Annotated in this window: 20 protein-coding genes and 2 pseudogenes; 11 read left to right on the forward strand and 11 right to left on the reverse strand. The window is 69.7% G+C overall.

What is annotated here, in order from left to right; all coding sequences use genetic code 11:
• Nucleotides 1–69: 69 nt before the first annotated feature.
• Nucleotides 70–687, forward strand: a complete 618-nt coding sequence (locus ABZ904_RS14785; protein ID WP_359399805.1) for a haloacid dehalogenase-like hydrolase — start codon at nt 70–72, stop codon at nt 685–687.
• Between the two features lie 22 nt (nt 688–709).
• On the opposite strand, the gene ABZ904_RS14790 is transcribed toward ABZ904_RS14785, so the two are convergent.
• Nucleotides 710–961: a hypothetical protein gene (locus ABZ904_RS14790; protein ID WP_359399802.1), complete on the reverse strand. Its 252-nt coding sequence runs from the start codon at nt 959–961 to the stop codon at nt 710–712.
• Between the two features lie 233 nt (nt 962–1,194).
• On the opposite strand from ABZ904_RS14790, the gene ABZ904_RS14795 reads away from it, so the two are divergent.
• The gene (locus ABZ904_RS14795; protein ID WP_361823396.1) at nt 1,195–2,799 is read left to right on the forward strand and encodes a recombinase family protein; all 1,605 of its coding nucleotides are present in this window, start codon (nt 1,195–1,197) and stop codon (nt 2,797–2,799) included.
• Between the two features lie 233 nt (nt 2,800–3,032).
• Here ABZ904_RS14795 and ABZ904_RS14800 read toward each other — a convergent pair whose 3' ends face one another.
• Nucleotides 3,033–3,239 carry a hypothetical protein gene (locus tag ABZ904_RS14800; protein WP_360993275.1) on the reverse strand — a complete coding sequence of 69 codons (207 nt, stop codon included), beginning with the start codon at nt 3,237–3,239 and terminating at the stop codon, nt 3,033–3,035.
• 226 nt (nt 3,240–3,465) lie between these two features.
• Here ABZ904_RS14800 and ABZ904_RS14805 point away from each other — a divergent pair, with 226 nt between their 5' ends.
• The gene (locus tag ABZ904_RS14805) at nt 3,466–3,690 is read left to right on the forward strand and encodes a GntR family transcriptional regulator (protein WP_360993278.1); all 225 of its coding nucleotides are present in this window, start codon (nt 3,466–3,468) and stop codon (nt 3,688–3,690) included.
• Nucleotides 3,691–3,805: 115 nt separating this feature from the next.
• Nucleotides 3,806–4,189, forward strand: coding sequence for a cold-shock protein (locus tag ABZ904_RS14810; RefSeq protein WP_359399790.1), 384 nt, complete (start codon nt 3,806–3,808; stop codon nt 4,187–4,189).
• Nucleotides 4,190–4,195: 6 nt separating this feature from the next.
• Here the strand turns inward: ABZ904_RS14810 and ABZ904_RS14815 are convergent, their stop codons facing one another.
• The 4 genes from ABZ904_RS14815 to ABZ904_RS14830 form a co-directional block, all read right to left on the reverse strand.
• Nucleotides 4,196–5,050 carry a 1,4-dihydroxy-6-naphthoate synthase gene (locus ABZ904_RS14815; RefSeq protein WP_360993283.1) on the reverse strand — a complete coding sequence of 285 codons (855 nt, stop codon included), beginning with the start codon at nt 5,048–5,050 and terminating at the stop codon, nt 4,196–4,198.
• The gene (locus ABZ904_RS14820; RefSeq protein ID WP_361823401.1) at nt 5,047–5,787 is read right to left on the reverse strand and encodes a futalosine hydrolase; all 741 of its coding nucleotides are present in this window, start codon (nt 5,785–5,787) and stop codon (nt 5,047–5,049) included. Before ABZ904_RS14820 ends, ABZ904_RS14815 begins: the two co-directional genes overlap by 4 nt.
• On the reverse strand, nt 5,757–6,218 hold the full coding sequence (locus ABZ904_RS14825) for a DUF2771 domain-containing protein (protein ID WP_359399781.1): 462 nt from the start codon (nt 6,216–6,218) through the stop codon (nt 5,757–5,759). The genes ABZ904_RS14820 and ABZ904_RS14825 overlap by 31 nt, the downstream gene beginning before the upstream one ends.
• Nucleotides 6,219–6,308: 90 nt before the next feature.
• A complete protein-coding gene (locus ABZ904_RS14830; RefSeq protein WP_361823404.1) occupies nt 6,309–7,733 on the reverse strand; it encodes an MFS transporter in 1,425 nt (474 codons plus the stop codon).
• Between the two features lie 400 nt (nt 7,734–8,133).
• Here ABZ904_RS14830 and ABZ904_RS14835 point away from each other — a divergent pair, with 400 nt between their 5' ends.
• The 3 genes and pseudogenes from ABZ904_RS14835 (at nt 8,134) to ABZ904_RS14845 (ending at nt 13,385) form a co-directional block, all read left to right on the forward strand.
• Nucleotides 8,134–9,060: a DUF3027 domain-containing protein gene (locus tag ABZ904_RS14835; protein WP_359399775.1), complete on the forward strand. Its 927-nt coding sequence runs from the start codon at nt 8,134–8,136 to the stop codon at nt 9,058–9,060.
• A gap of 139 nt (nt 9,061–9,199) precedes the next feature.
• On the forward strand, nt 9,200–12,319 hold the full coding sequence (locus tag ABZ904_RS14840; protein WP_359399773.1) for a molecular chaperone Hsp90: 3,120 nt from the start codon (nt 9,200–9,202) through the stop codon (nt 12,317–12,319).
• Nucleotides 12,320–12,546: 227 nt separating this feature from the next.
• A pseudogene (locus ABZ904_RS14845) lies at nt 12,547–13,385 on the forward strand (hypothetical protein).
• Nucleotides 13,386–13,540: 155 nt separating this feature from the next.
• Here the strand turns inward: ABZ904_RS14845 and ABZ904_RS14850 are convergent.
• The gene (locus ABZ904_RS14850; protein WP_360993291.1) at nt 13,541–15,934 is read right to left on the reverse strand and encodes a cation-translocating P-type ATPase; all 2,394 of its coding nucleotides are present in this window, start codon (nt 15,932–15,934) and stop codon (nt 13,541–13,543) included.
• 101 nt (nt 15,935–16,035) lie between these two features.
• Complete coding sequence (locus ABZ904_RS14855; RefSeq protein WP_359393946.1) at nt 16,036–16,287, reverse strand: DUF2530 domain-containing protein; 252 nt, start codon at nt 16,285–16,287, stop codon at nt 16,036–16,038.
• 252 nt (nt 16,288–16,539) lie between these two features.
• On the opposite strand from ABZ904_RS14855, the gene ABZ904_RS14860 reads away from it, so the two are divergent.
• Entirely contained in the window at nt 16,540–17,991 is a 1,452-nt protein-coding gene (locus ABZ904_RS14860; RefSeq protein WP_361823409.1) for an NCS2 family permease, read from the forward strand.
• 32 nt (nt 17,992–18,023) lie between these two features.
• On the opposite strand, the gene ABZ904_RS14865 is transcribed toward ABZ904_RS14860, so the two are convergent.
• On the reverse strand, nt 18,024–18,206 hold the full coding sequence (locus ABZ904_RS14865) for a ribbon-helix-helix protein, CopG family (protein WP_359393950.1): 183 nt from the start codon (nt 18,204–18,206) through the stop codon (nt 18,024–18,026).
• 192 nt (nt 18,207–18,398) lie between these two features.
• Here ABZ904_RS14865 and ABZ904_RS14870 point away from each other — a divergent pair, with 192 nt between their 5' ends.
• Together ABZ904_RS14870 and ABZ904_RS14875 are read left to right on the forward strand one after the other, a co-directional pair.
• Entirely contained in the window at nt 18,399–18,836 is a 438-nt protein-coding gene (locus ABZ904_RS14870; protein ID WP_360993296.1) for a MarR family transcriptional regulator, read from the forward strand.
• A gap of 75 nt (nt 18,837–18,911) precedes the next feature.
• The gene (locus tag ABZ904_RS14875; RefSeq protein WP_360993299.1) at nt 18,912–20,324 is read left to right on the forward strand and encodes an MFS transporter; all 1,413 of its coding nucleotides are present in this window, start codon (nt 18,912–18,914) and stop codon (nt 20,322–20,324) included.
• 30 nt (nt 20,325–20,354) lie between these two features.
• On the opposite strand, the pseudogene ABZ904_RS14880 reads toward ABZ904_RS14875, so the two are convergent.
• Nucleotides 20,355–20,922, reverse strand: a pseudogene (locus tag ABZ904_RS14880) (Uma2 family endonuclease).
• A gap of 140 nt (nt 20,923–21,062) precedes the next feature.
• On the opposite strand from ABZ904_RS14880, the gene thpR reads away from it, so the two are divergent.
• Nucleotides 21,063–21,656: an RNA 2',3'-cyclic phosphodiesterase gene (gene thpR, locus ABZ904_RS14885; protein ID WP_360993303.1), complete on the forward strand. Its 594-nt coding sequence runs from the start codon at nt 21,063–21,065 to the stop codon at nt 21,654–21,656.
• 155 nt (nt 21,657–21,811) lie between these two features.
• Here the strand turns inward: thpR and ABZ904_RS14890 are convergent, their stop codons facing one another.
• Nucleotides 21,812–22,804: an aldo/keto reductase gene (locus ABZ904_RS14890; RefSeq protein WP_359393959.1), complete on the reverse strand. Its 993-nt coding sequence runs from the start codon at nt 22,802–22,804 to the stop codon at nt 21,812–21,814.
• Between the last annotated feature and the right edge of the window lie 39 nt (nt 22,805–22,843).

The following is a 22,843-nucleotide window of genomic DNA, read 5'->3' on the forward strand; positions in this document are numbered from 1 at the left end:
GCGCCGCGGCGCGGGGCGACGGCCGGAGCCCCGTGTCCTCGGGCACGCCCTCCTGGGACAATCACCCATATGACCTCTCGCGCCCTCACCGTCGGCTTCGACCTGGACATGACGCTGATCGACTCCCGGCCCGGAATCCACGCCTGCTACCAGGCGCTTTCCGCGCGTACGGGGACGTATATCGACGCCGATCTGGCGATCACCCGGCTCGGGCCGCCGCTGGAGGACGAACTCGTCCACTGGTTCCCGGCGGACGGGATCGCCGCCACCGCGGACCTGTACCGGGAGATGTATCCCGCCATCGCCATCGCCGCGACGCCCGCCATGCCCGGCGCCCGTGAGGCGATCGAGGCGGTACGGGCGGCCGGTGGACGCGCGATCGTCGTCACCGCCAAGTTCGAGCCGAACGCCAAGCTGCACCTGGAGCACCTCGGTATCGAGCCCGACGCGGTGATCGGCGACCTGTGGGCGGAGCAGAAGGCGGAGGCACTCGTCGAGCACGGCGCCGCCGTCTACGTCGGCGACCACATCGGGGACGTCCGGGGCGCCCGCAGCGCCGGCGCCCTCTCCGTCGCCGTCGCCACCGGGCCCTGCACCGCCGACGAGTTGCGGGCCGCGGGCGCCGACGTCGTCCTCGCCGGCCTCACCGAGTTCCCCGCCTGGCTGACGGCGTACACGTCCCGGTAGCGGCCGGGCTCGGTCCGAGGCGCTAGGAACGGGCCCCGCGCGCTCGCCGGCGGCCCTCCGCGATCGACTGGAACACACCCGCCCCGGCCATCAGGAAGCCGGCGGCCATGAGCATGCTCAGGCCGAACATGTAGGTGGGGAAAGGCTTCGTTCCGAGCAGGAACGGGGCGACCGTGACCAAAGTGGCCACCGTTCCGACGAAGAACACGATGGCACCGGCACGGATCAGGCGGTCGCCGGCCGCGGCGGAATTCGCTTGGGTTTTGTCACGCACCGGACCAGGGTAGTTCCCAGCGCGAGGAACCACTCGGCGACGTCTTGTCACCGGGCCCCGGACCATTAGCCTTGGTACCGGTGGGTCCGTGCGGCCCGCTGCAGTGCTATCCAGAGCCGTTTACCGAAACACTTTGCAGACGCAGTTTCCGACGAGTACGAGGGCGAGCAGACGTGCCTACCGGCAAGGCCTAGTCGGTTACTTAGGCACACAGAGAGCGCTACGCTCCTCCCATGACTCCTGGTCTTCGCTACCTCGCATGTCTCCGCCTGTCAGCCGACTCGGACGGCTCTACGTCCATCGAGTGGCAGCGTGGCGTGATCCGGCACCATGTGAGCGCTCCTCACCTGTCCGGTGCCCTGGTGGGAGAAGCAGAGGACACCGACGTCTCAGGCTCCCTGAGCCCCTTCAAGCGGCCGAAGCTGGGGAAGTGGCTCACGTCCAAGGCTGATGAATTCGACGTGATCATTGCAGCCAAGATGGACAGGCTTACCCGCCGCTCTATGCACTTCAATGAGCTGCTGGAGTGGGCTCAGGAAAACGGCAAGTTCATCGTCTGCGTAGAAGAGGGATTCGACCTGAGCACCCCTCAGGGAAAGATGATGGCTCGGATGACAGCCGTCTTTGCTGAGGCTGAGTGGGACACCATTCAGGCACGCATCATCAACGGCGTACAGACGCGCCTGGAGAACCGTTCTTGGCTCGTAGGTGCTCCCCCGACCGGATACCGGATCAAGGAAGTTGAGGGAGGCAAGAGGAAGATCCTGGAGATTGACCAGGAGTTCTACCCCTACGTAGAAGAGATCTTCCGGCGAGTCACTGAGGGACAGTCCACACACCGGATCGCACGTGACTTCAACGGCCGTGGCGTACTCACCTGGGGAGATCACCTCAGGAAGTTTAAGGGGAAAGCCACCAAGGGAACTCAGTGGCAATCCACGATCATCAACAAGTTCATCCGTTCCCCCTGGGTTCCCGGTGTCTACACCTACAAGGGAGAGGCTGTTCTAGATGACCAGGGAGAGCCGGTAATCCTCCCTGAGAAGCCTCTTACGTCCATGGATGAATGGACAGACCTGGTGGACAGGATCAAGCCCGCAGAGAAGCCTGAGGGAGCCTCTACAGGGAGCCGTAACGGCGCTAAGAGTCTCCTGTCCGGCGTAGCCCATTGCGGTGAATGCGGAGCGCCCGTTACCTCTCTCCTGGGCTCTGGCCACACCAAGAAAGACGGTACGAAAGTTCCTGGTCACAGGTACTACCGGTGTTCCAACAAGTTCAAGGGTGGAGCTTGTAAGGGAGGTCTCTACGTCCGGGCAGATGCACTGGATGCATGGGTAGACCAGGAGATCCGGGGGAGCGTTGGCCAGTGGGACATGTATGAGCGAGCCGGTACCGGTCCGTCTCAGGCAAGGGAACTCCAGGAGACCAAAGCACGCCTAGACAAGCTGGAAGCTGACTTCATGTCCGGGAAATACGATGGGGAGGGACAGGAAGAGTCCTACTGGCGTATGCACAAGAGCCTTTCCGGAAAGGTCGCTCTCCTGGCAAAGGCTGAGGAGGAGAGGACTCATCCAGAGCTACGCGCTACCGGTAAGAAGTACGGGGAAGTCTGGGAAGCCAAAGACCAGGAAGACCGTAGGGAGTTCCTGCGTACCTACTCGGTCAAAGTCTGGGCATGGGACAAGGGAACGGACGGGAGCGCAGCAGGAATGGTCATGGATCTGGGGGACATCCAGACCATGGCTCAGGAACTGGGCTTGACCAGCGGGAAGAAGAAGATGACGCGACTCCAGATCAGCCACAACGTCTCTCACGAACAGCGGTTCAATCTCCTCTGAGCCTCCGAGGATACCGAGAGAGCCCTAGGACACTCTGGATACTTACCAGGGCTTCCCGGGGCTCTTTCTGTGGCTTCTGGAGGCATCTTCCGGATACTGCTCCCATGACTGATCAGACTTTCTCGTGAATGGCCAGGCACCACCAATTCTTGGTAAAGCTTCTCGAAGGTAGGGGGTCGACTAGAGCCCCTAGGCGCCTCCATGCAGCGCCCAGGGGCTCTCAGACTGGGTGGCTACTCCCCCTCTTCCTCGTAGTCCGGAAGCCTCTCGCCCCGGCTCTCGCAGACGTTCAGTACGTCCGTAAGGCTCTCGATGAGCCGTCCGGCGATCCACCTCAGCTCATCTGCGGTGAGCTTGGCTTCCTCGGCGACCATGGGCCGCGCCAATTCCACGATGACTACGGCTGTTTCGATCTGCTGGCTCTCGATCCTGTCTGCCAAGAGACAGGGGCGTAGGAGTGCCATCGGTGACCAAATGTGCGCGCTTCCCCTCTGGTCCACTCCAGGGGAGCAACCTGATGTGGCTACGCTCTGCCCTATCGACTCGTAGCAGTCGGTCACGCCCCCGGATCTCTCACCAGGTCGCGGGGGTCCTTGCTGAGCCGAGATCACGCGGTTACGCGTTAGCGCGGTAGCAGATCAGCGCGATACCGCGCAGGGTGTTGGCATGGCTGATCTTGACCGCTCTCGGAACCTCTGGCCCCAGATCGCAGATGACCTACGCCGTAGGTTGCGCGCTGGTGAGTGGGCTCCTGGTGAGCGGTTCCCTGGAACGGTTGCCCTTGCTGCTGAGTACGGCGTAGCTCAGGCAACGACACAGAAGGCTCTGGTAGCGCTCAGGGAAGAGGGATTGCTACGGCTGGAAGTGGGACAGGGTTCCTTCGTCGTTTAGCCCCTGTACCGGCCGTTTGCGCTCCTGTCCTGCTGGGGACTGCCCCGGTAGGCTGTCTCGACGGCAGTTCAAGGGGCGTCCGGGCGTACCTGGATGGATCGAGAGGATGTGTGCTTTGCCTACCGGCAAGGTCAAGTGGTTCAACAGCGAGAAGGGCTTCGGCTTTCTCTCCCGCGACGACGGCGGCGACGTCTTCGTCCACTCCTCGGTTCTCCCCGCCGGAGTCGATGCCCTGAAGCCGGGCCAGCGCGTGGAGTTCGGAGTCGTCGCCGGTCAGCGCGGCGACCAGGCGCTGTCGGTCACCCTTTTGGACCCGGCCCCGTCGGTCGCCGCCGCGCAGCGCAAGAAGCCGGACGAGCTGGCGTCCATCGTCCAGGACCTGACGACCCTCCTCGAGAACATCACCCCGATGCTGGAGAAGGGCCGTTACCCCGACAAGGCCTCCGGCAAGCAGATCGCGGGCCTGCTGCGCGCGGTCGCCGACCAGTTGGACGTCTGATCCCGGTCAGGGGAAGACGAGCGCGTCCGGGCCGAGGGGCGGCACCAGCCCCTCGGCCGCGGCACGGGTGAGCAGCCCCCGGACCGCGGCGTAGCCGTCCTCGCCGAGGTCGGCCGTGAACTCGTTGACGTACAGCCCGATGTGCTGGTCCGCGACGGCCGGGTCCATCTCCTGTGCGTGCTCCATGACGTAGGGCCGCGACGCCTCGGGGTCCTCCCAGGCCGCGCGTACGGACGTGCGGGCCGACTCGGCGAGCAGCTTCAGCGTGTCCGCGCCCAGCGAGCGCTTGGCGATGATCGCGCCCAGCGGAATGGGCAGGCCGGTGGTGTCCTCCCAGTGCTCGCCCATGTCGGCGAGCTTGTGCAGCCCGTAGTTCTGGTACGTGAACCGCGCCTCGTGGATGACGAGGCCCGCGTCGACCTTCCCGTCGCGCACGGCCGGCATGATCTCGTGGAACGGCATGACGACGATCTCGCCGACCCCTCCGGGCACGGTGTCCGCGGCCCACAGACGGAAGAGCAGATACGCCGTCGACTTCTCGCTCGGCACGGCGACCGTGCGGCCCGTGAGATCGGCTCCCGGCTCCCGGGTGAGCACCAGCGGCCCGCAGCCGCGGCCCAGCGCGCCGCCGCACGGAAGCAGGGCGTACTCGTCGAGGACGTACGGCAGGACGGCGTACGACACCTTCAGCACGTCGAGCTCGCCGCGCTCGGCCATGCCGTTGGTGATGTCGATGTCGGCGAAGGTGACGTCGAGGGCGGGCGCGCCCGGGATGCGGCCGTGGGCCCAGGCGTCGAAGACGAAGGTGTCGTTCGGGCAGGGGGAGTAGGCGATCCGGAGGGGTTCACTGGTTGCGGTCATGCTGGTTTCCAACTCTCCAATACGGGCGCGAGCTTCCCGAAACCCTCGGTGAGGGCCGCGAGGGCGTCGCCGATGCGCCAGGCGGCGCGGTCGCGCGGTCCGACGGGATTGGACACGGCGCGGATCTCCACGACGGGTGTGCCGTGCGCGGTGGCCGCCTCGGCGACGCCGAAGCCCTCCATCGCCTCGGCGAGCGCGTACGGATGCCGGGTGCGCAGCTCCGCGGCGCGTGCTGCGCTCCCCGTGACGGTCGAGACGGTCAGGACGCCCCCCGCGAGCGCACCGGTGGCGGCGACGAGGTCTCGTACGAGTGAATTCGGTGGCCGGTGATTGACCGTGCCGAAGCCGAGCGCGGTGACGGGCAGAAATCCGTCCGGGGTCTCGGCGCCGAGGTCGGCGGCGACGATGTCGTCGGCGATCACGAGCGAGCCGACGGGGGCGTGCGGTGCGAATCCGCCCGCGATACCGGCGGAGACGACGAGGTCGTACGGGGTGCCGTCGAGCGCGGCGGCGGTGAGCGCGCAGGCGGTGGAGGAGGCGGCGAGGGCGGGGCCCACGCCGGCCGCGAGCAGGTCGAGGGCGCCCGTGCGGTGCAGGGTCACCCCGGGCAGGGGGATCTCGACCGCCGGGGACGGGAACGCCTGGGCCACCGCATCCCGCTCGACCGGGACGGCGGTGGCCACCAGGACATGTGCGCAGGGCGTGGTCAGGAGGACTTCTCGAGCTTGAAGGTCCACAGACCCAGCACCTTGTTCTCGCCCTCCTTGATGGAGACGAGCGTGGAGTTGCCGCTCGCCCCGTACTGCGCGTTGAAGAACACACTGCCCGGGATCGTGCGGTAGGTCTTCTTGCTGGACTCGGTCAGCGGCTGACCGTTCATCAGGATCGTCCAGCCCTGGTCCGCGATGCTCGGGTCCACACCGAAGCGGACCGTCTCATCGGGGTCGACCTTGATCGACTTGATGTCCTTGGACTTGAGGCACTTCGCGAGCTCCGCTGCCGGGACTTCGTTGCCGTCGTTGTAGCAGTCGGTCTGGGAGCTCACCGAGTTCGTGCCGACCGTGATGGTCGCCAGCGGGGTCGGCTTGTTGCAGGCGGACAGCAGGAGAAGTCCGGCGGAAACGGCGCCGAGGGCGGCTACGGCGCGGCGGGAACGCAGTGCGGTCATGGCCGAAGGCTATCGGGCACCGCCGAGCCGCTCCCCACCTGGGGTGCGCGACGTGCCGCGCACTCGTGCGATCAGGTGCCGGGGTTCCGGTCAGGCGGCCTGCCTTCGCTCCGTGCCGCCGCGCCGGGCCGAGGCGAGCAGGCCCCGCACGGTCGGCAGCCAGCCCGCCGCGACGATGGCGGCGCCGACCACGAGCCCCAGCACACCGTTCAGCGGCAGCGAGATGCCGATCGCCCCGCCCAGCACCCAGGCCATCTGCAGCAGCGTCTCGGAGCGCGCGAACGCGGAGGTGCGGACCAGTTCCGGCACGTCCCGCTGGATCAGCGCGTCCAGTGACAGCTTGGCCAGCGCCTGCGCGAACCCGGCGAACGCCGCCAGACACGCCACCAGGAACGCGCCGAAGAAGATCGCGGCGGTGATCGCCACGCCCAGCACGATCGCCACCACCGTCACGATGATCACTTCCGGTGCGCGCGATTTCAGCCAGGCGCCGACGGCCGTGCCCAGCGCGTTGCCCGCGCCCGCCGAGACGCCGACGATGCCGAGCGAGACCGCCGCGCTCTCACCCGTGAGCGGGTGCTCCCGCAGCAGGAAGGCGAGGAAGAAGATCAGGAAGCCGGACAGGCAGCGCAGGGCGGCGTTGGCGCCCAGGGCGTGGGTCACGGCGGGCCCGACGGTGCGCAGCCCGGGGCGCCGGGCCGTGGTGCGGCGCGACCCGTGCAGGTGCTCGGGGTCCGCCGCCAGCAACGCGATGTCCTCGCCCTTGGCGGAGTCGACCTTCGGCGGCAGCGAGAAGGACAGGAACGTACCCGCGATGAAGATCACGAAGGCGCCGTAGAGCGGCCAGCTCGGGCCGACGGTGTGCAGCGCGGCGCCCACGGGAGCGGCCAGGCCCGTCGCGAGCAGGCCGCTGAGGGTGACCCGCGAGTTGGCCTTCACCAAGGAGAAGGCCGGCGGCAGCAGCCGTGGCACCACGGCACTGCGGATGACGCCGTACGCCCTGGAGGCGACGAGCACGCCGAGCGCGGCCGGATACAGCTCCAGGCCCCCGCCGGCCACTGCGCCCGCGATGATCAGCGCGAGCAGGGCACGGGCGAGCATCGCGCCCGCCATCGCGGCCCGGCGGCCGTGCGGGAGCCGGTCCAGGAGCGGGCCGATCACCGGTGCGAGGATCGTGAACGGGGCCATGGTGATGGCGAGATACAGCGCGACGCGTCCGCGGGCCTCGTCGGTCGGCACGGAGAAGAAGACGGTCGAGGCGAGCGCGACCGTGATCATCACATCGCCGGCGCCGTTGACCGCGTGCAGTTCGATCAGTTTGCCGAGACCGGACTCGCCTGCGCCGTGCGCGTGCGTGGCCCGGCGGATTCCGCGGGCGGCGCCGGTGACGGGCAGGTGCAGGGCACGGCCGACCGCGCGGACGGACCCGCCGAACCGGCCCGAACCGCCCTCCTGGCTGCGTCCCTTGACTCCCCCTGCCCCGGCGGTTCCATGGGACGACCTCGCGGCTGCCACCCCGTCATAGTGCCCCGAGAAAGCCGGGGGTAGTGCGGTTACCGCGCGTACGGGGACGGAGTGGCGTCCGCGGAGGGCCCGACAGGCCCGAGGGCGGGAATCGGCCGGCGGGCGGGAGGGCGGTCCGCGTGACGCACCGGTCCGGCCCGCGGAGGACCGGGCTCCGGGAAAGGCCAGCGACTCGGTGTGGGCCGGGAGGCCGGGAGAAGGTAGCGTGCCTAGCGCGCCGTGGCGATTGTTCTCGGCCGCGCGCCTCTCATCCATCCCGCAGAATGGGTGGTGTAGGTGCGCCCGAGCGCGATCGGGCGCGGACGTCGACGCGGTCCGTTGGTCCGCTCCGTCCGCTCCCCCAGCCGAGGAAGGGCGCACCGTGAGACGGCGTAGGAGAGAAGCGATACCTGTGAGCGCAGCGACAACGCGAAGCCGCACCCCCGACCGTCTGTGCGCCGAGGCGGTCGACCTCGCCCGAGCCGCCGCCGAGGAGGCCGCCGCGCCCGGTGTCGTCGGCGAGCATGTCGGCACGGTCTCCGAGGGCGACCGCGTTGTCACGCACTTCTTCGAGGCGAAGGAGCTCGGGTACCGGGGCTGGCGCTGGGCGGTGACGGTGGCGCGGGCGTCGCGCGCCAAGGTGGTCACGCTCGACGAGACGGTGCTGCTGCCCGGCGCGGACGCGCTGCTCGCGCCGGAGTGGGTGCCGTGGAGCGAGCGGCTGCGCCCCGGTGACCTCGGCCCCGGCGACCTGCTGCCGACGGACGCGGACGATCTGCGTCTCGAGCCCGGTTACTCGGGCGAGGACGAGCCGCCGCCGAACTCCGCGGTCTCCGGTGAGATGGCGGAGCTGGTCGAGGCGGAGGACGCGGAGGTGACCGCGGGAGCTCCGGCGAACCTGCCGATCACCCCGTCGCGCGGCACGATCGCCGCGGTGGCGGAGGAACTGGGCATGCGACGCGCCCGGGTCCTGTCCCGGTACGGACTGCACATGGCGGCGGACCGCTGGGAGGACGCGTTCGGTCCGAAGACTCAAATGGCCCAGGCGGCGCCCGCGACCTGCGCCAGCTGCGCCTTCCTGGTGCCGGTCGGCGGCTCGCTGGGCCAGGCCTTCGGCGTGTGCGCCAACGAGTTCTCCCCGGCGGACGGCCGTATGGTCTCCCTGTCGTACGGGTGCGGCGCCCACTCGGAGGCGGCGGTCATGCCGAGGACACCGCGGCCGGCTCCCCCGGTGGTCGACGAGACGAAGGTGGAGCCCTTCCCGCTTCGGCCCTCTCCGGACTCGGGCTCGGTGCCCGCGGTGCCAGACGAGTCGTCTGCGGAGCTGGGGCACTCGTAACCGGCAGAGCGTCCCGCAAGCCGCGATCCGGGGGCGACGGCCCCGGCGCGCCCACCGGGCAGACGGCGCATTCCGCGAGCCGCGGTGTCCCCGGCGCACGGTACCTTCGTCCCGCACGCGCTGAGAGGGAGAGTGAACCGTGAGCAAGTTCGTGCAGCCGGCAGCCGAGGGCGCGGACCCGTTCGGCACGGCCCGCCTGCGGCACGGGGTGCTGGACGCCTGGGCCACCAGCCCGGCCCGGTTCCGTGAGGACGCCAACGCCGAGGAGGACCTGGTACTCGGCGGGTACCGCGACCGCCTGGTCGTCGAGCTCGCGCAGAACGCCGCCGACGCCGCGGCCCGGGCGCAGGTCCCCGGCCGCCTGCGGCTCACCCTCCGCGAAGGTGCGCTGGTCGCGGCCAACACCGGCGCGCCCCTCGACGCGGTCGGCGTCGAGTCGCTCTCCACGCTGCGGGCCTCCGCCAAGCGCGACAGCCACGACGCGACCGTGGGCCGCTTCGGCGTCGGCTTCGCGGCGGTCCTCGCGGTCAGCGACGAGCCCGCGGTCGTCGGCCGGCACGGCGGTGTCCGCTGGTCCCTGGCCGAGGCCCGTGAACTGGCCGGCGAGACCGCCCGGCGCAGCCCCGGCCTCGGCGACGAGATCCGCCGCCGCGACGGGCACGTACCGCTGCTGCGGCTGCCGTTCGCCGCCGAGGGGACCGCTCCCGACCCGTACGACACCGTCGTCATCCTCCCGTTGCGCGACACGGCCGCCGCCGACCTCGCCGAACGGCTCCTGCAGGCCGTCGACGACGCCCTCCTGCTCGCCCTGCCCGGTCTCGAAGAGGTCGTCGTCGAGATCGAGGGCACGGGCCTGCGCACGCTGCGCCGCCGCACCGACGGCACCGACACGGTCGTCGAGGACTCCCGGGACGGCACCACCCGCTGGCGGACCGTCTCCCAGCACGGCCCCCTCACCCCTGACCTCCTCGCCGACCGCCCGGTGGAGGAGCGGCTGCGCCCCCACTGGTCCGTGACCTGGGCCGTCCCAGTCAACGCGGACGGCACCCCGGCCCGGCCCCGTACGGCACCGGTCGTGCACGCCCCCACCCCGAGCGACGAGGCCCTCGGGGTACCCGCCCTGCTCATCGCCTCGTTCCCGCTGGACACCACCCGCCGGCACACCGCCCCGGGCCCGCTGACCGACTTCCTGGTGGAGCGGGCGGCCGACGCGTACGCCGAACTCCTCGGCGTCTGGCGCCCGGTGACCCCAGGCATCATCGACCTGGTCCCCGGCCCGCTCGGCAAGGGCTCACTGGACGGTGCGCTGCGCCAGGCCGTCCTCGACCGGCTGCCACGCACCGCCTTCCTGCCGCCGGCCAACGACGCGGGCGACGACGTGGAGCTGCCGGAGGCGCTGCGCCCGCGGGACGCCGAGATCGTGGAGGGCGCCGGCGCCGAGACCGTGCGGGTCCTCGCCGAGGTGCTGCCGAGTCTGCTGCCCGCCGGTCTGGAGCGCCGCGTGGAGCTGCGGACGCTGGGGGTCGCCCGGCTGCCGCTGACGGAGGCGGTCGACCGGCTCGCGGGTCTCGAGAAGGAGCCCGACTGGTGGTGGCGGCTGTACAACAGCCTGGCCGGGGTCGACCCGGACCGGCTGTCCGGCCTGCCCGTGCCGCTGGCCGACGGACGGACGACGATCGGGCCGCGGCAGATCCTGTTGCCGACCGTGGAGGGTCCGCCGGTGGCTCCGGAGGCCCTGGCCCGGCTGGGCCTGAAGGTCGCGCACCCGGACGCGGCGCATCCCCTGCTGGAGAAGCTGGGGGCCCTGCCTGCCACCCCGCGCGCCGTGCTCACCACCCCGCAGGTGCGGGCAGCGGTCGCCGCCTCGCTCGACGACGAGGGCCCCGGCTGGGACCAGGAGGGCCTGGACGCCGAGGAGCTGGCCGACACCGTGCTCGCGCTCGTCCGGGACGCCGGGCTCGAACCGGGTGAGGAGCCCTGGCTCGGCGCGCTCGCCCTGCCCGACGAGGACGGCGAGCCCGCACCCGCCGGGGAACTGGTCCTGCCCGGCAGCTACTTCGCGCGCGTCATGCGTGAGGGTGAATTGGCCTTCGTCGACTCCGAGTTGGCCGAGCGCTGGGGTGAACAGCCACTGGCCGCCTGCGGGGTGCTGGTCAACTTCACCCTGGTGCGTGCCACCGACGTCGTCCTCGACCCGGACGAACTGGAGCCCCGCGAGTCGGACTTCGCCGAACCCGACGACGTCGGGCTCCTCGACGCCGTCGACGTGTGGTGCGAGGACGTCCTGGACCGGCTGCCCGACACGCCCGTACCACCGGTGGCCACCGAGATCGTCGCCGTACGCGACCTCGACCTCGTGGACGACGACCGCTGGCCGCAGGCGCTCGCCCTGCTCTCGCAGCCCCCGCTGCGGGACGCCCTCACCCAGCCCGTGCGCATCCTGCTGCCGGACGGCACACACGAGATCGTCCGGCCGTACACGGCCTGGTGGCTGCGCGGTCACCCCGTGCTCGACGGACGGCGCCCCGCCGGTCTGCGGGCCGCGGGCGGCGATCCGCTGCTGCACGGTCTGTACGACGAGGCGGACGCGACCGGCTTCGACGACGAACAGGTGCTGCGGGCCCTCGGCGTGAGGACTTCGGTGGCGGCCCTGCTGGAGGAGCCCGGTGGTGCCGCGGAACTGCTGGACCGGCTCGCCGAACCCGAGCGGCCCGTGTCCGCCGCCCAACTCCACGGTCTGTACGGGGCCCTGGCCGAACTGGACCCGGAGCAGGTGACGCTGCCCGACGACCTGCGCGCGGTCGTCGACGGCCGGGTCGCCGTCGTGGACGCCGCCGACGCGGTGGTCGTCGATTCGCCCGATCTGCTGCCCTTCACCGAGGGCGTCGCGCTGCTGCCGGTGCGCCCGACGCGGGCGGCCGAACTCGCCGAGCTGTTCCAGGTGCGGCGGCTGAGTGAGTCGGTGACGGGCGAGGTCACCTCCGAGGGCGTCGAGCACGACGTACCGGAGTCCGTACGGGTCCTGCTGGGTCCGGCCACGCCGGCGTCGTACATCGAGCACGACGAGCTCGTCGTGGACGGTGTGGAGATCGACTGGCGCCTGGCCTCGGACGGCGTGCTCCACGCCGCCACCCTGGAGGGCGTCGCCGCGGGCCTCGCCTGGGCGGCGGGCCAGTGGCCGCGCCGCTTCGAGGTCGCGGCGCTGCTGGAGGACCCGTCCCGCACCGAGGAACTGGCGAGGGACCGCTGGTTCGACTGAGGCCCTGACCCTACTCCCGGAGCCGTCGGGCGGTGCCCGCGGCTCTGGGCGGTGTGCGCGGAACGTGCCGCCGGGCGGCCCCGGTAACGCGACGGCAAAGAAAGCTTGGCCGTGCACAACCAAGGGTTTTCGGCAGTTGATCTGATCATCCGAGTCAACAGACTCCCCAGACACTTGAGCCCCAGGGGTGGGCAACCTCTGGCCCCTTTCTCCACGTGGAGAACGCAATGCGTATTCGCGCCACTGCGGCCGCCCTCACCGGCGCCCTGGCCATCTCCGCCTTCGCCGTGCCGGCCGCCCAAGCGGCTGCTGCCCCGTCCGCCAAGGCCTCCTTCAGCTCCGTCACCGCCAGGACGGGCGCCACCGCCACGCTCAACGTCACCTTCTCCAACATGAAGGTCAACAAGGGCAAGGCGATCGTTCTCGGTACCGGCACCAAGGTGAACGTGCCGGTCACCTACACCGTGACGCACGCCGCCGGTCTCGACACCAGCACCGCCAACTTCGCCACGGACCGCTCATCTACCGCGGCTCCTCGATCACCAAGCCCACCAACCTGGAGATCGCCGACGACCCGGGCACCTGCACCGCCACCTCGTCGACCGTTCTCAGCTGCACGGCCGTCCTCACGGTCTACCGGTCCGACCTCGCGAACTCCGACGCCGGCACCTGGACGGCCGATGGCCTCGCCATCACCATGAACGGCGACTCCAAGCAGCAGGGCAACCTCGGCAACGTCAAGGTGCTGCGCGGCGGCAAGCTGACCACGGACGCCACCCCGGAACCGGTGAAGAAGGGCAGCACCATCACCGTCGCGGGCAAGCTCTCGCGCGCCAACTGGGAGAACGGCACGTACGCCGGCTACGCGGGCCAGTACGTCAAGCTCCAGTTCCGCAAGAAGGGCTCCACCACCTACACCACGGTGAAGTCCATCAAGACCTCCTCGACGGGCGCCCTCAAGACCACGGTCAAGGCGTCCACCGACGGCTACTTCCGCTACAGCTTCGCGGGCAGCCCGACCGTCGCGGGCGTCAGCGCCACCGCTGACTACGTCGACGTGAAGTGATCTGACCCCAGGTACGGCTCGGCACCCGCGTCCCGTCCGGGACGCGGGGGGCCGATTCCGTTCCTCAGGCCGGGGCCGCTCCGACGGAGCGGCCCCGGACCGTTTCGTGCGCTCGGCCGGCTACGGCCGCCAGAGCATGTGGCCCACGGTGCAGCTCACGCGGGCACGCGGCGGTCGACCCACTTCCAGACGAACTCGAGGGCGACCGCCGCCAGCGCCGCGATGCCCACCGCGATCCACGGGATGGCGACCCCGACCAGCTTCAGTGCGAAGAAGCGCTGGAGGGCGGGCACGATCAGGACGAACAGGAACGCCACGCCCATCGCCGCCACCAGGGTGACGCGCCACCAGGTGTAGGGCCGGGCGACGATCGCCAGCACCCACATGGAGATCAGGAACAGAGTGAGGGTCGCCGCGCTGGTCTCCGCGTCCAGTGAGCCAGGACCCGTGTAGTGGTGCCGGGCGATCAGATAGGTGACGAAGGTCGCGATCGCGGCCACGGCCCCGCCCGGGACCGAGTACCGCATCACCCGGCGCACGAAGTGCGGTTTCGCCCGCTCCTTGTTGGGTGCGAGCGCGAGGAAGAAGGCGGGGATGCCGATCGTCAGCGTCGACAGCAGCGTCAGGTGCCGGGGCAGGAACGGGTACTCCACCTGCCAGCACACCACCAGCACCGCGAGCAGCACCGAGTAGACCGTCTTCACCAGGAACAGCGTGGCCACCCGGGTGATGTTCCCGATCACGCGCCGGCCCTCGCCGACCACCGACGGCAGCGTCGCGAAGCTGTTGTCCAGCAGCACGATCTGGGCCACGGCCCGGGTCGCCTCCGAACCGGAGCCCATCGAGACGCCGATGTCCGCGTCCTTGAGCGCGAGCACGTCGTTCACTCCGTCGCCCGTCATCGCCACCGTGTGCCCGTGCGCCTGGAGCGCGCCCACCATGTCCCGCTTCTGCTGCGGGGTGACCCGTCCGAACACGGTCCCCTTGTCGAGCGACTTCGCCATCTCGGCCTGGTTCGAGGGCAGGCGCCGGGCGTCCAGGACCTTGCCTGCGATGCCGAGTTTTCCGGCCACCGCGCCGACGGACACCGCGTTGTCGCCGGAGATCACCTTGGCGCGGACGTTCTGGTCGGCGAAGTAGCGCAGAGTGTCGGCGGCGTCGGGCCGCAGCCGCTGCTCCAGCACGACCAGGGCGGTGGGCTGGGCGCCCGCCGTGATCCGGAGGTCGTCCAGGTCCCCTGAGACCCGGGCGAGCAGCAGCACGCGCAGCCCCTGCTCGTTGAGCCGCACGGTCTCGGTCAGGGCCGGGTCGTCGGGGTCCAGCAGGACGTCGGGGGCGCCCAGGAGCCATGTACTGGATTCGCCGTCGCCCTCGCTGAAGGACGCGCCGCTGTACTTGCGGGCCGAGGAAAAGGGGAGCGCCTGGACACAGCGCCACTCCTCGCTGTCCGGGTAGGCGTCGATGATCGCCTGGAGGGAGGCGTTCGGGCGCGGGTCCGACTCGCCGAGGGCGCCGAGGACCTGGCGGACGTACGTCTCGTCGGCGCCCTGCAGCGGCCGCAGCTCGGTGACGTCCATCCCGCCCTCCGTCAGGGTGCCCGTCTTGTCCAGGCAGACGGTGTCGACCCGGGCGAGCCCCTCGATCGCGGGGAGTTCCTGGACCAGGACCTGCTTGCGTCCCAGCCGGATGACCCCGATGGCGAAGGCGACGGAGGTCAGCAGGACGAGCCCCTCGGGCACCATGGGCACGATGCCGCCGACCGTGCGGGCCAGGGAGTCCTTGAACCCGGACTGCTTGACCACCAGCTGGCTGATGACCAGGCCGATCGCGGTCGGGACCATCATCCAGGTCACGTACTTGAGGATCGTGGATATACCGCTGCGCAGCTCGGAGTGGACGAGCGTGAAGCGGGTGGCCTCCTCGGCGAGCTGGGCGGCGTAGGCCTCGCGCCCCACCTTGGTGGCCTTGAAGGCGCCGCTGCCGGCGACGACGAAGCTGCCGGACATCACCGGGCCCCCGGGCCGTTTGACCACGGGGTCCGCCTCACCGGTCAGCAGCGACTCGTCGATCTCCAGCCCGTCGCTCTCGGCGCAGATTCCGTCGACCACGATCTTGTCGCCGGGCCCGACCTCGATGACGTCGTCCAGCACGATCTCCGAGGTGCCCACGACGACGGCCACCCCTTCCCGGCGCACCGTCGGTCTCGCCTCGCCGATCACCGCGAGCGAGTCCAGGGTCTTCTTGGCGCGCCACTCCTGGATGATGCCGATGCCGGTGTTGGCGATGATCACGTAACCGAAGAGGCTGTCCTGGAAGGGCGCCACGCACAGCATGACCACCCAGAGCACACCGATGATCGCGTTGAAGCGGGTGAAGACGTTCGCGCGGACGATCTCGCCCAGGGAGCGGCTGCTGCGGACGGGAACATCGTTGACCTGACCGCGGGCGACCCGTTCGGCCACCTCGGCGGCGGACAGTCCCCGCGTCCGCCCCGGCACGGGGACGGGGTGGACGGGATCGAGTTCGGCGCCCGCGTCGATGTGCGTCATGCATTCGACGGTACGTGCGGATTTGTGCCTTCACCCGCCGAGGGCCCCAAAGATCCGACCCGAGGAGGACGGGGGTCGTGTGGTGGTTGTACGAAACCCGGCTACTGCTGAGCGGCCGCCCGCTTGATGGCCGCGTCCCGCCTGCGGACGTACCAGATGCCGATGCAGCCGAGGCCCGCTCCGGCCAGGCACGTCCACAGCCACCAGGTGTGGCCGTGGTCGGCGAACCAGCCGTAGAAGGGGAGCTGGGCCAGGAAGAGGACGAACCAGAGGATCGTGCCGCCGGTGATGGTGGCGACCACGGGGCCCTCAAGGGGCTCCGGCGCCTCGTGCCTGGGGGTCCACTTCGCCATGGGCACAGCTTACGAGGAGTGTGTCCGCGGGGTGCGGACACCCCGAGTGCTCCGCGGAGGCTTGTTCCTGCCAAGGGTCTACGCGCGGAGATAGCGATCTGCGCCTTATATGTTCATACTGAAACAGTTCGAGTCTGGCCGCTTATGTTCGTAGGAACCTCCAACGGGCACATGGGGAATCCGCTGGAGATCCGACGGCGGTGAGACTCGATCGCTTTTTGTTCGAGATCCCCCGCACCCTTGAGGTCCTGTATGCCCACCTCGGCCCCCGCCAAGGTCCCCGCCCCGCAGCAGCCGGGCACCCGGTCCCCTTCCGGAGCCCTCGACCGCTACTTCAAGATCTCCGAGCGGGGCAGCACGCTGCCGCGTGAGATCCGAGGCGGTTTCGCCACCTTCTTCGCGATGGCCTACATCATCGTGCTGAACCCGATCATCCTCGGCAGCGCGAAGGACATGTACGGGCACCACCTGGACCACGGCCAGCTCGCCACCGCCACCGCCCTCACCGCCGCCTTCACCACGCTGCTCATGGGCGTCATCGGCAACGTCCCGATCGCCCTGGCGGCCGGCCTCGGCGTGAACACGGTCGTGGCACTCCAGCTCGCCCCCCGGATGTCGTGGCCGGACGCGATGGGCATGGTGGTCCTCGCCGGCGTCGTGGTCATGCTGCTGGTCGCCACCGGACTGCGCGAGCGGGTGATGAACGCCGTGCCGCTCGGCCTGCGCAAGGGCATCTCGATCGGTATCGGCCTGTTCATCATGCTGATCGGTCTTGTCGACTCCGGCTTCGTCACCCGCATCCCGGACGTCGCGCAGACCACGGTCCCGCTCCAGCTGGGTGGCGACGGCCATCTGAACGGCTGGCCGGTGCTGATCTTCATCCTGGGCACGCTGCTCACCTTCGCGCTGATCGTCCGCAAGGTGCAGGGAGCGATCCTGATCTCGATCGTCTCGATGACGGTCCTCGCGCTGATCGTCAACACGGTCGCCAAGATCCCGTCCTGGGGCCTGACCGTTCCGAAGTGGCCCGGCAACCCCGTCGCCACCCCGGACTTCGGCCTGATCGGCAAGGTCAGCCTGTTCGGTGGCTTCGGCAAGGTCGGTGTGCTGACCGGGATCCTCTTCGTCTTCACGGTCCTGCTGTCGTGCTTCTTCGACGCGATGGGCACGATCATGGGCATCAGCGACGAGGCCAAGCTGACCGACGCCGAGGGCAACATGCCCGGTATCAACAAGGTCCTCTTCGTGGACGGCATCGCCGTCGCGGCGGGCGGTGCGAGCTCCTCCTCGGCCACCACCTGCTTCGTGGAGTCCACGGCGGGCGTCGGCGAGGGCGCGCGCACGGGCTTCGCGAACGTCGTCACGGGCGCGTTGTTCGCCGTGGCCCTCTTCCTCACCCCGGTCGCCACCATGGTTCCGTCCCAGGCGGCCACCCCGGCACTGGTGGCGGTGGGCTTCCTGATCCTGTCCAGCTCCGTGAAGGAGATCGACTGGTCGGATCACACGATCGCCATCCCCGCCTTCGTGACGATGATGACGATGCCCTTCACCTACTCGATCACGAACGGCATCGGCATGGGCTTCATCACCTTCGTGATCCTGCGCCTCGCGGCCGGCCGCGGCCGCGAGGTGCCGGCCCCGATGTACGTGGTGGCGGCGGTCTTCGGCTTCTACTACCTGATGCCGGCACTGGGCCTGACCTGATCCGCCGGGGGCCGCCGGCGGATCAGGTCAGGTCAGGTGACCCCGTAGAACCGTTCCGTCTCTTCGACGGCGGCCTTGAACCGCTCGTCGAAGTCATCTCGGATGAGCGTCCGGACGACATAGTCCTGGACGCTCATCCCTCTTTGGGCGGCGCGATGCCGGATGCGGTCGAGCAGCTCCCGGTCCATCCGCACGCTGAGCACGTTGGTCCCCATGGCTATGAGGGTTGCCGGACTCGGGCCGGTGGTGCGTCACGTTCCGCCGTTGGATCACTCGTTTGGGTGATAAGTGCAGCTCAGAAGCTTCACGGACAATATCAAGAGCAAGCGGCGGCCAGTGGCCTGTGTCACCCGACAGGCGGCGCACTCCGGTGGTCTTTAGGGAAAGTAATGAGTTACCCTAAGGGTATGGCTGACTTGACCCATGGCGACGACGCTGCCGCCGTGAACGCTCTCCGCTCCGCTGTGATGCGCCTGTCGCGCCGACTCAAGCACCAGCGGGTCGACGAGTCGCTGAGCCCGACCGAGATGTCGGTGCTCGGCACCCTGGCCCGCTGCGGTTCCGCCACACCGGGCGAGCTCGCCCGCAAGGAGCACGTCCAGCCACCCTCGATGACCCGCATCGTGACGCTGCTGGAGAGCAAGGGTCTGGTGCAGCTCGAGCCGCACCCCGAGGACCGGCGCCAGAAGGTGGTCACCCAGACCGAGCGGGCCGAGGCGATGCTCGAGGAGAGCCGCCGCAAGCGGAACGCCTTCCTGGCCGGACTGGTCGAGGGCCTGGACGAGGACGAGTGGGCGAAACTCCGCGCCGCCGCCCCCGTGCTGGAGAAGCTCGCGCACCTGTGACCGGTGCGCACCCATGACAGACGCGGCCCCCACCCGCGTACGCACGAAGCCGTCATCGCAAGGAGGCGAACCCTTTTGAGTTCGGGAACCGGAGCAGCTTCCGCCCCCGCACCAGCCACCCACGACTCCAAGTCCATCCACGAGACCGACCAGGCCCCCACCCCCGCCGGGAGCGCCGAGCCCGTCGAACGGGCGAAGCCCCGCACCTCTTCCATGTTCAGCTCGCTGCGCGTGCGCAACTACCGGCTGTTCTTCCTCGGCCAGGTCGTCTCCAACACCGGCACATGGATGCAGCGCATCGCCCAGGACTGGCTGGTGCTGAGCCTGACCGGCTCCTCCGCCGCCGTGGGTGTCACCACGGCGCTGCAGTTCCTGCCGATGCTGCTCTTCGGCCTGTACGGCGGCGTTCTCGTCGACCGCTTCCCCAAGCGCCCGGCGCTGCTGGTCACGCAGTCGGCGATGGGTGCCACGGGCATCGTCCTCGCCTTCCTCACCCTCTCCGGCGACGTCCGGGTCTGGCACGTCTACCTCGCGGCCTTCGCCGTGGGACTCGCCACGGTCGTGGACAACCCGGCCCGCCAGTCCTTCGTCTCCGAGATGGTCGGCCCCGGGCAGCTGCAGAACGCGGTCAGCCTGAACTCGGCGAACTTCCAGTCCGCCCGTCTGGTGGGCCCAGCGGTGGCCGGTGTCCTGATCACCGGCGTCGGCACGGGCTGGGCCTTCCTGTTCAACGGACTGTCCTTCCTCGCCCCCATCGCCGGCCTGCTGCTGATGCGGGCCCGTGAGCTGCACACGGTGGAGCGCGCCCCGCGCGGCAAGGGCCAGCTCCGTGAGGGCCTGCGCTATGTGGCCGGGCGACCGGAGCTGCTCTGGCCGATCGTCCTGGTCGGCTTCATCGGCACCTTCGGCTTCAACTTTCCGGTGTGGCTGTCGGCGTACGCGGGGCATGTCTTCCACGCGGGCGCCGGCGCCTACAGCCTCTTCAACACGCTGATGGCGCTCGGCTCGCTGACCGGTGCGCTGCTCGCCGCCCGCCGCGGCGCGGCCCGGCTGCGTGTGCTGATCGCGGCGGCGGCCGCCTTCGGCGTGCTGGAGATCGTGGCGGCCGGGGCTCCGTCGCTGTGGCTGTTCGCGCTGCTGATGGTCCCGATAGGGATCTTCGGTCTGACCGTGAACGTCACCGCGAACACGACTGTCCAGATGGGCACGGACCCGGCGATGCGCGGCCGCGTCATGGCCCTGTTCATGATGGTCTTCATGGGCGGTACGCCGCTGGGCGCGCCCCTGGTCGGCTGGATCACGGACACCTGGGGCCCGCAAGTCGGCTTCGCCCTTGGCGGTGCCGTCTCGGCCGCGGCGGCCGCCACGATCGGCCTGGTCCTGGCCCGGCTCGGCGGGCTGCGCCTGTCGGTCGGCTGGAACCGCGGCCGCCCGGAGGTCCGTTTCGTCCCGAGCGAGCGGCAGGAGGAGCTGGCGACGGCGGCGTAGACCGGGCCCCTGGCCTCTGCGGGCCGGGGGTCAGTCGCGAGGGAACTCGTCCGTCTTGAGGACCAGCCCCACCACGGTCCCGGTCAGGTCGATCTCCTCGCCGAAGTCCAGGGTGAGCTCGCCGCGATATGCGCCGTCCTTCGGCAGGGTGTGCAGATGCCAGATGCCAGGTGCCGGTGTACGGATCCACGATCAGGTACACCGGCACCTCGGCGGCGGCGTAGGCGGCCTTCTTCGGCCCGTGGTCGTTGCGGGCGGTGTCCCTCGAGATCACCTCGGCGACGAACTCGACGTCCTGGTGACGCCAGCGGCCCTTGGCGTCCCCCCGGGCGTCTTTCGCGAGCGCCACGACGTCGGACGCGAACCCGTTGAGATGACCGGGGTAGTCGATGCGGACGTCTGATTGCACGCTCCTCCGCGGGTACTTGGCGCGCAGTTGTTCGACAATGTCCAGGATGGTTTGCCAGTGCGTGGCCCGCTGCGGCGTCACGAAGATGCCCCCCTCGACGATCTCGGTCTTGAAACCCTCGGGGATGTGCATCCGCTCCAGCCAGTCGAACATAGTGTCGAGGCTGAGTTCCTCGCCCTGGTCGGCCATCTCGATCCTGTCTGCCAGAACAGTCACTGTGCCGCTCCTCCGCGCTGCTGCCTGTTTGCATGCAGCCGCGCGGTACAACGATACGCACGGTGACCAGGACACGCCCGGACCTTCAAGGGCACCCCGGGGAGACTGGTCCCATGAGACTCTTCGTCGCGCTCCAGCCACCGCAAGACGTCACCGACGAGCTCGCCCGTGAGGTGGCCGAGTTGAAGCGGCTGCCCGGGGCGGACGCACTGCGCTGGACCGGCCGGCCCGGCTGGCACTTCACGCTCGCCTTCTACGGGGAGGTCGACGAGGAGGTCCTACCGGAGCTCTCGGTGCGCCTGGAGAGCGTGGCACGCCGTACGCCGTCCTTCCCGCTCGCGCTGCGGGGCGGCGGGCAGTTCGGGCACGGGCGGGCGCTGTGGGCGGGCGCCGAGGGGGACCTGCCGACCCTGGGGCTGCTGGCCGACCGCTCCGAGGCGGCGGCGCGCAAGGCGGGCGTATCCATGGGGGAGCACCGCCGCTACAAGGCACACCTGACGGTGGCGCGCAGCCGTGACGCGGTGGATACGCGGCCGTACGTCGAGAACCTGCGCGACTTCCGCAGCAGTACCTGGACGGTGGACGAGCTGGTCCTGGTCCGCAGCAACCTGCCGAGGTCCGGCGTGCCCGGTGAGCAGCCCCGCTACGAGCCGGTCGCCCGCTGGCCGCTCGGGCCCGCGGGGCATGGTCCGGCGGACGGTTCCTAGAGCGTGCCGGTTAGTCTCGAAGAGTGGACCCGAAAACACGGAACCAGATCATGGCCGGTGCGCTTGTGCTGCTGTTCGCCGTCGTAGCCGTGGCGGCCGCGCTCGGCAGGTGATGCGGAGCGCGGCCGGCCCGGCCTACCGGGAGCTGTGCGGGCTCACCAGGCGAACGCCTCCGGGGACGGCCCCGGACCCGGGAAGATGTCGTCCAGCCCGGCCAGCAGCTCCTCGGACAGCTCCAGCTCCACCGCCCGCAGGGCCGACTCCAGTTGCCCGGCGGTGCGCGGGCCGACGATGGGGCCGGTGACACCGGGACGGGTCAGCAGCCAGGCGAGGGCTGCCTCACCGGGTTCGACGCCGTGCTTGTCGAGCAGGTCCTCGTAGGCCTGGACCTGTGCCCGCACGGAGGTGTTGGCCAGGGCGTCGGCGGAGCGGCCCGTGGCGCGGCGGCCGCCCTCGACCTCCTTCTTGATGACGCCGCCGAGCAGCCCGCCGTGCAGGGGCGACCACGGGATGACCCCGAGCCCGTAGTCCTGCGCGGCCGGGATCACCTCCATCTCGGCTCGGCGCTCGGCGAGGTTGTAGAGGCACTGCTCGCTGACGAGGCCGATCGTGCCGTGGCGGCGCGCGGCGATCTCGTTGGCCTGGGCGATCTTGTATCCGGGGAAGTTGCTGGATCCGGCGTAGAGGATCTTGCCCTGCTGCACCAGGACGTCGATGGCCTGCCAGATCTCCTCGAAGGGGGTCCGCCGGTCGATGTGGTGGAACTGGTACAGGTCGATGTGGTCGGTCTGCAGCCGCTGGAGGCTGGCGTCGACCGCCCGCCGGATGTTGAGGGCGGAGAGTTTGTCGTGGTTGGGCCAGGCGTCGCCGTCCGCGGCCATGTTGCCGTAGACCTTGGTGGCGAGGACGACCTTGTCGCGCCGGTCACCGCCCTTGGCGAACCAGTTGCCGATGATGCTCTCGGTGCGGCCCTTGTTCTCGCCCCAGCCGTACACGTTGGCGGTGTCGAAGAAATTGATGCCCGCGTCCAACGCCGCGTCCATGATCGAGTGGCTGTCGGCCTCGTCGGTCTGCGGGCCGAAGTTCATGGTCCCGAGGACGAGCCGACTGACCTTGAGTCCTGTGCGTCCGAGCTGCGTGTACTTCATGACTGCCTAGCCAAATGCGTGGAGTGCGCTCTAGGCAAG

Source organism: Streptomyces sp. NPDC046900 (genome assembly GCF_040644975.1).
Classification (GTDB): domain Bacteria; phylum Actinomycetota; class Actinomycetes; order Streptomycetales; family Streptomycetaceae; genus Streptomyces.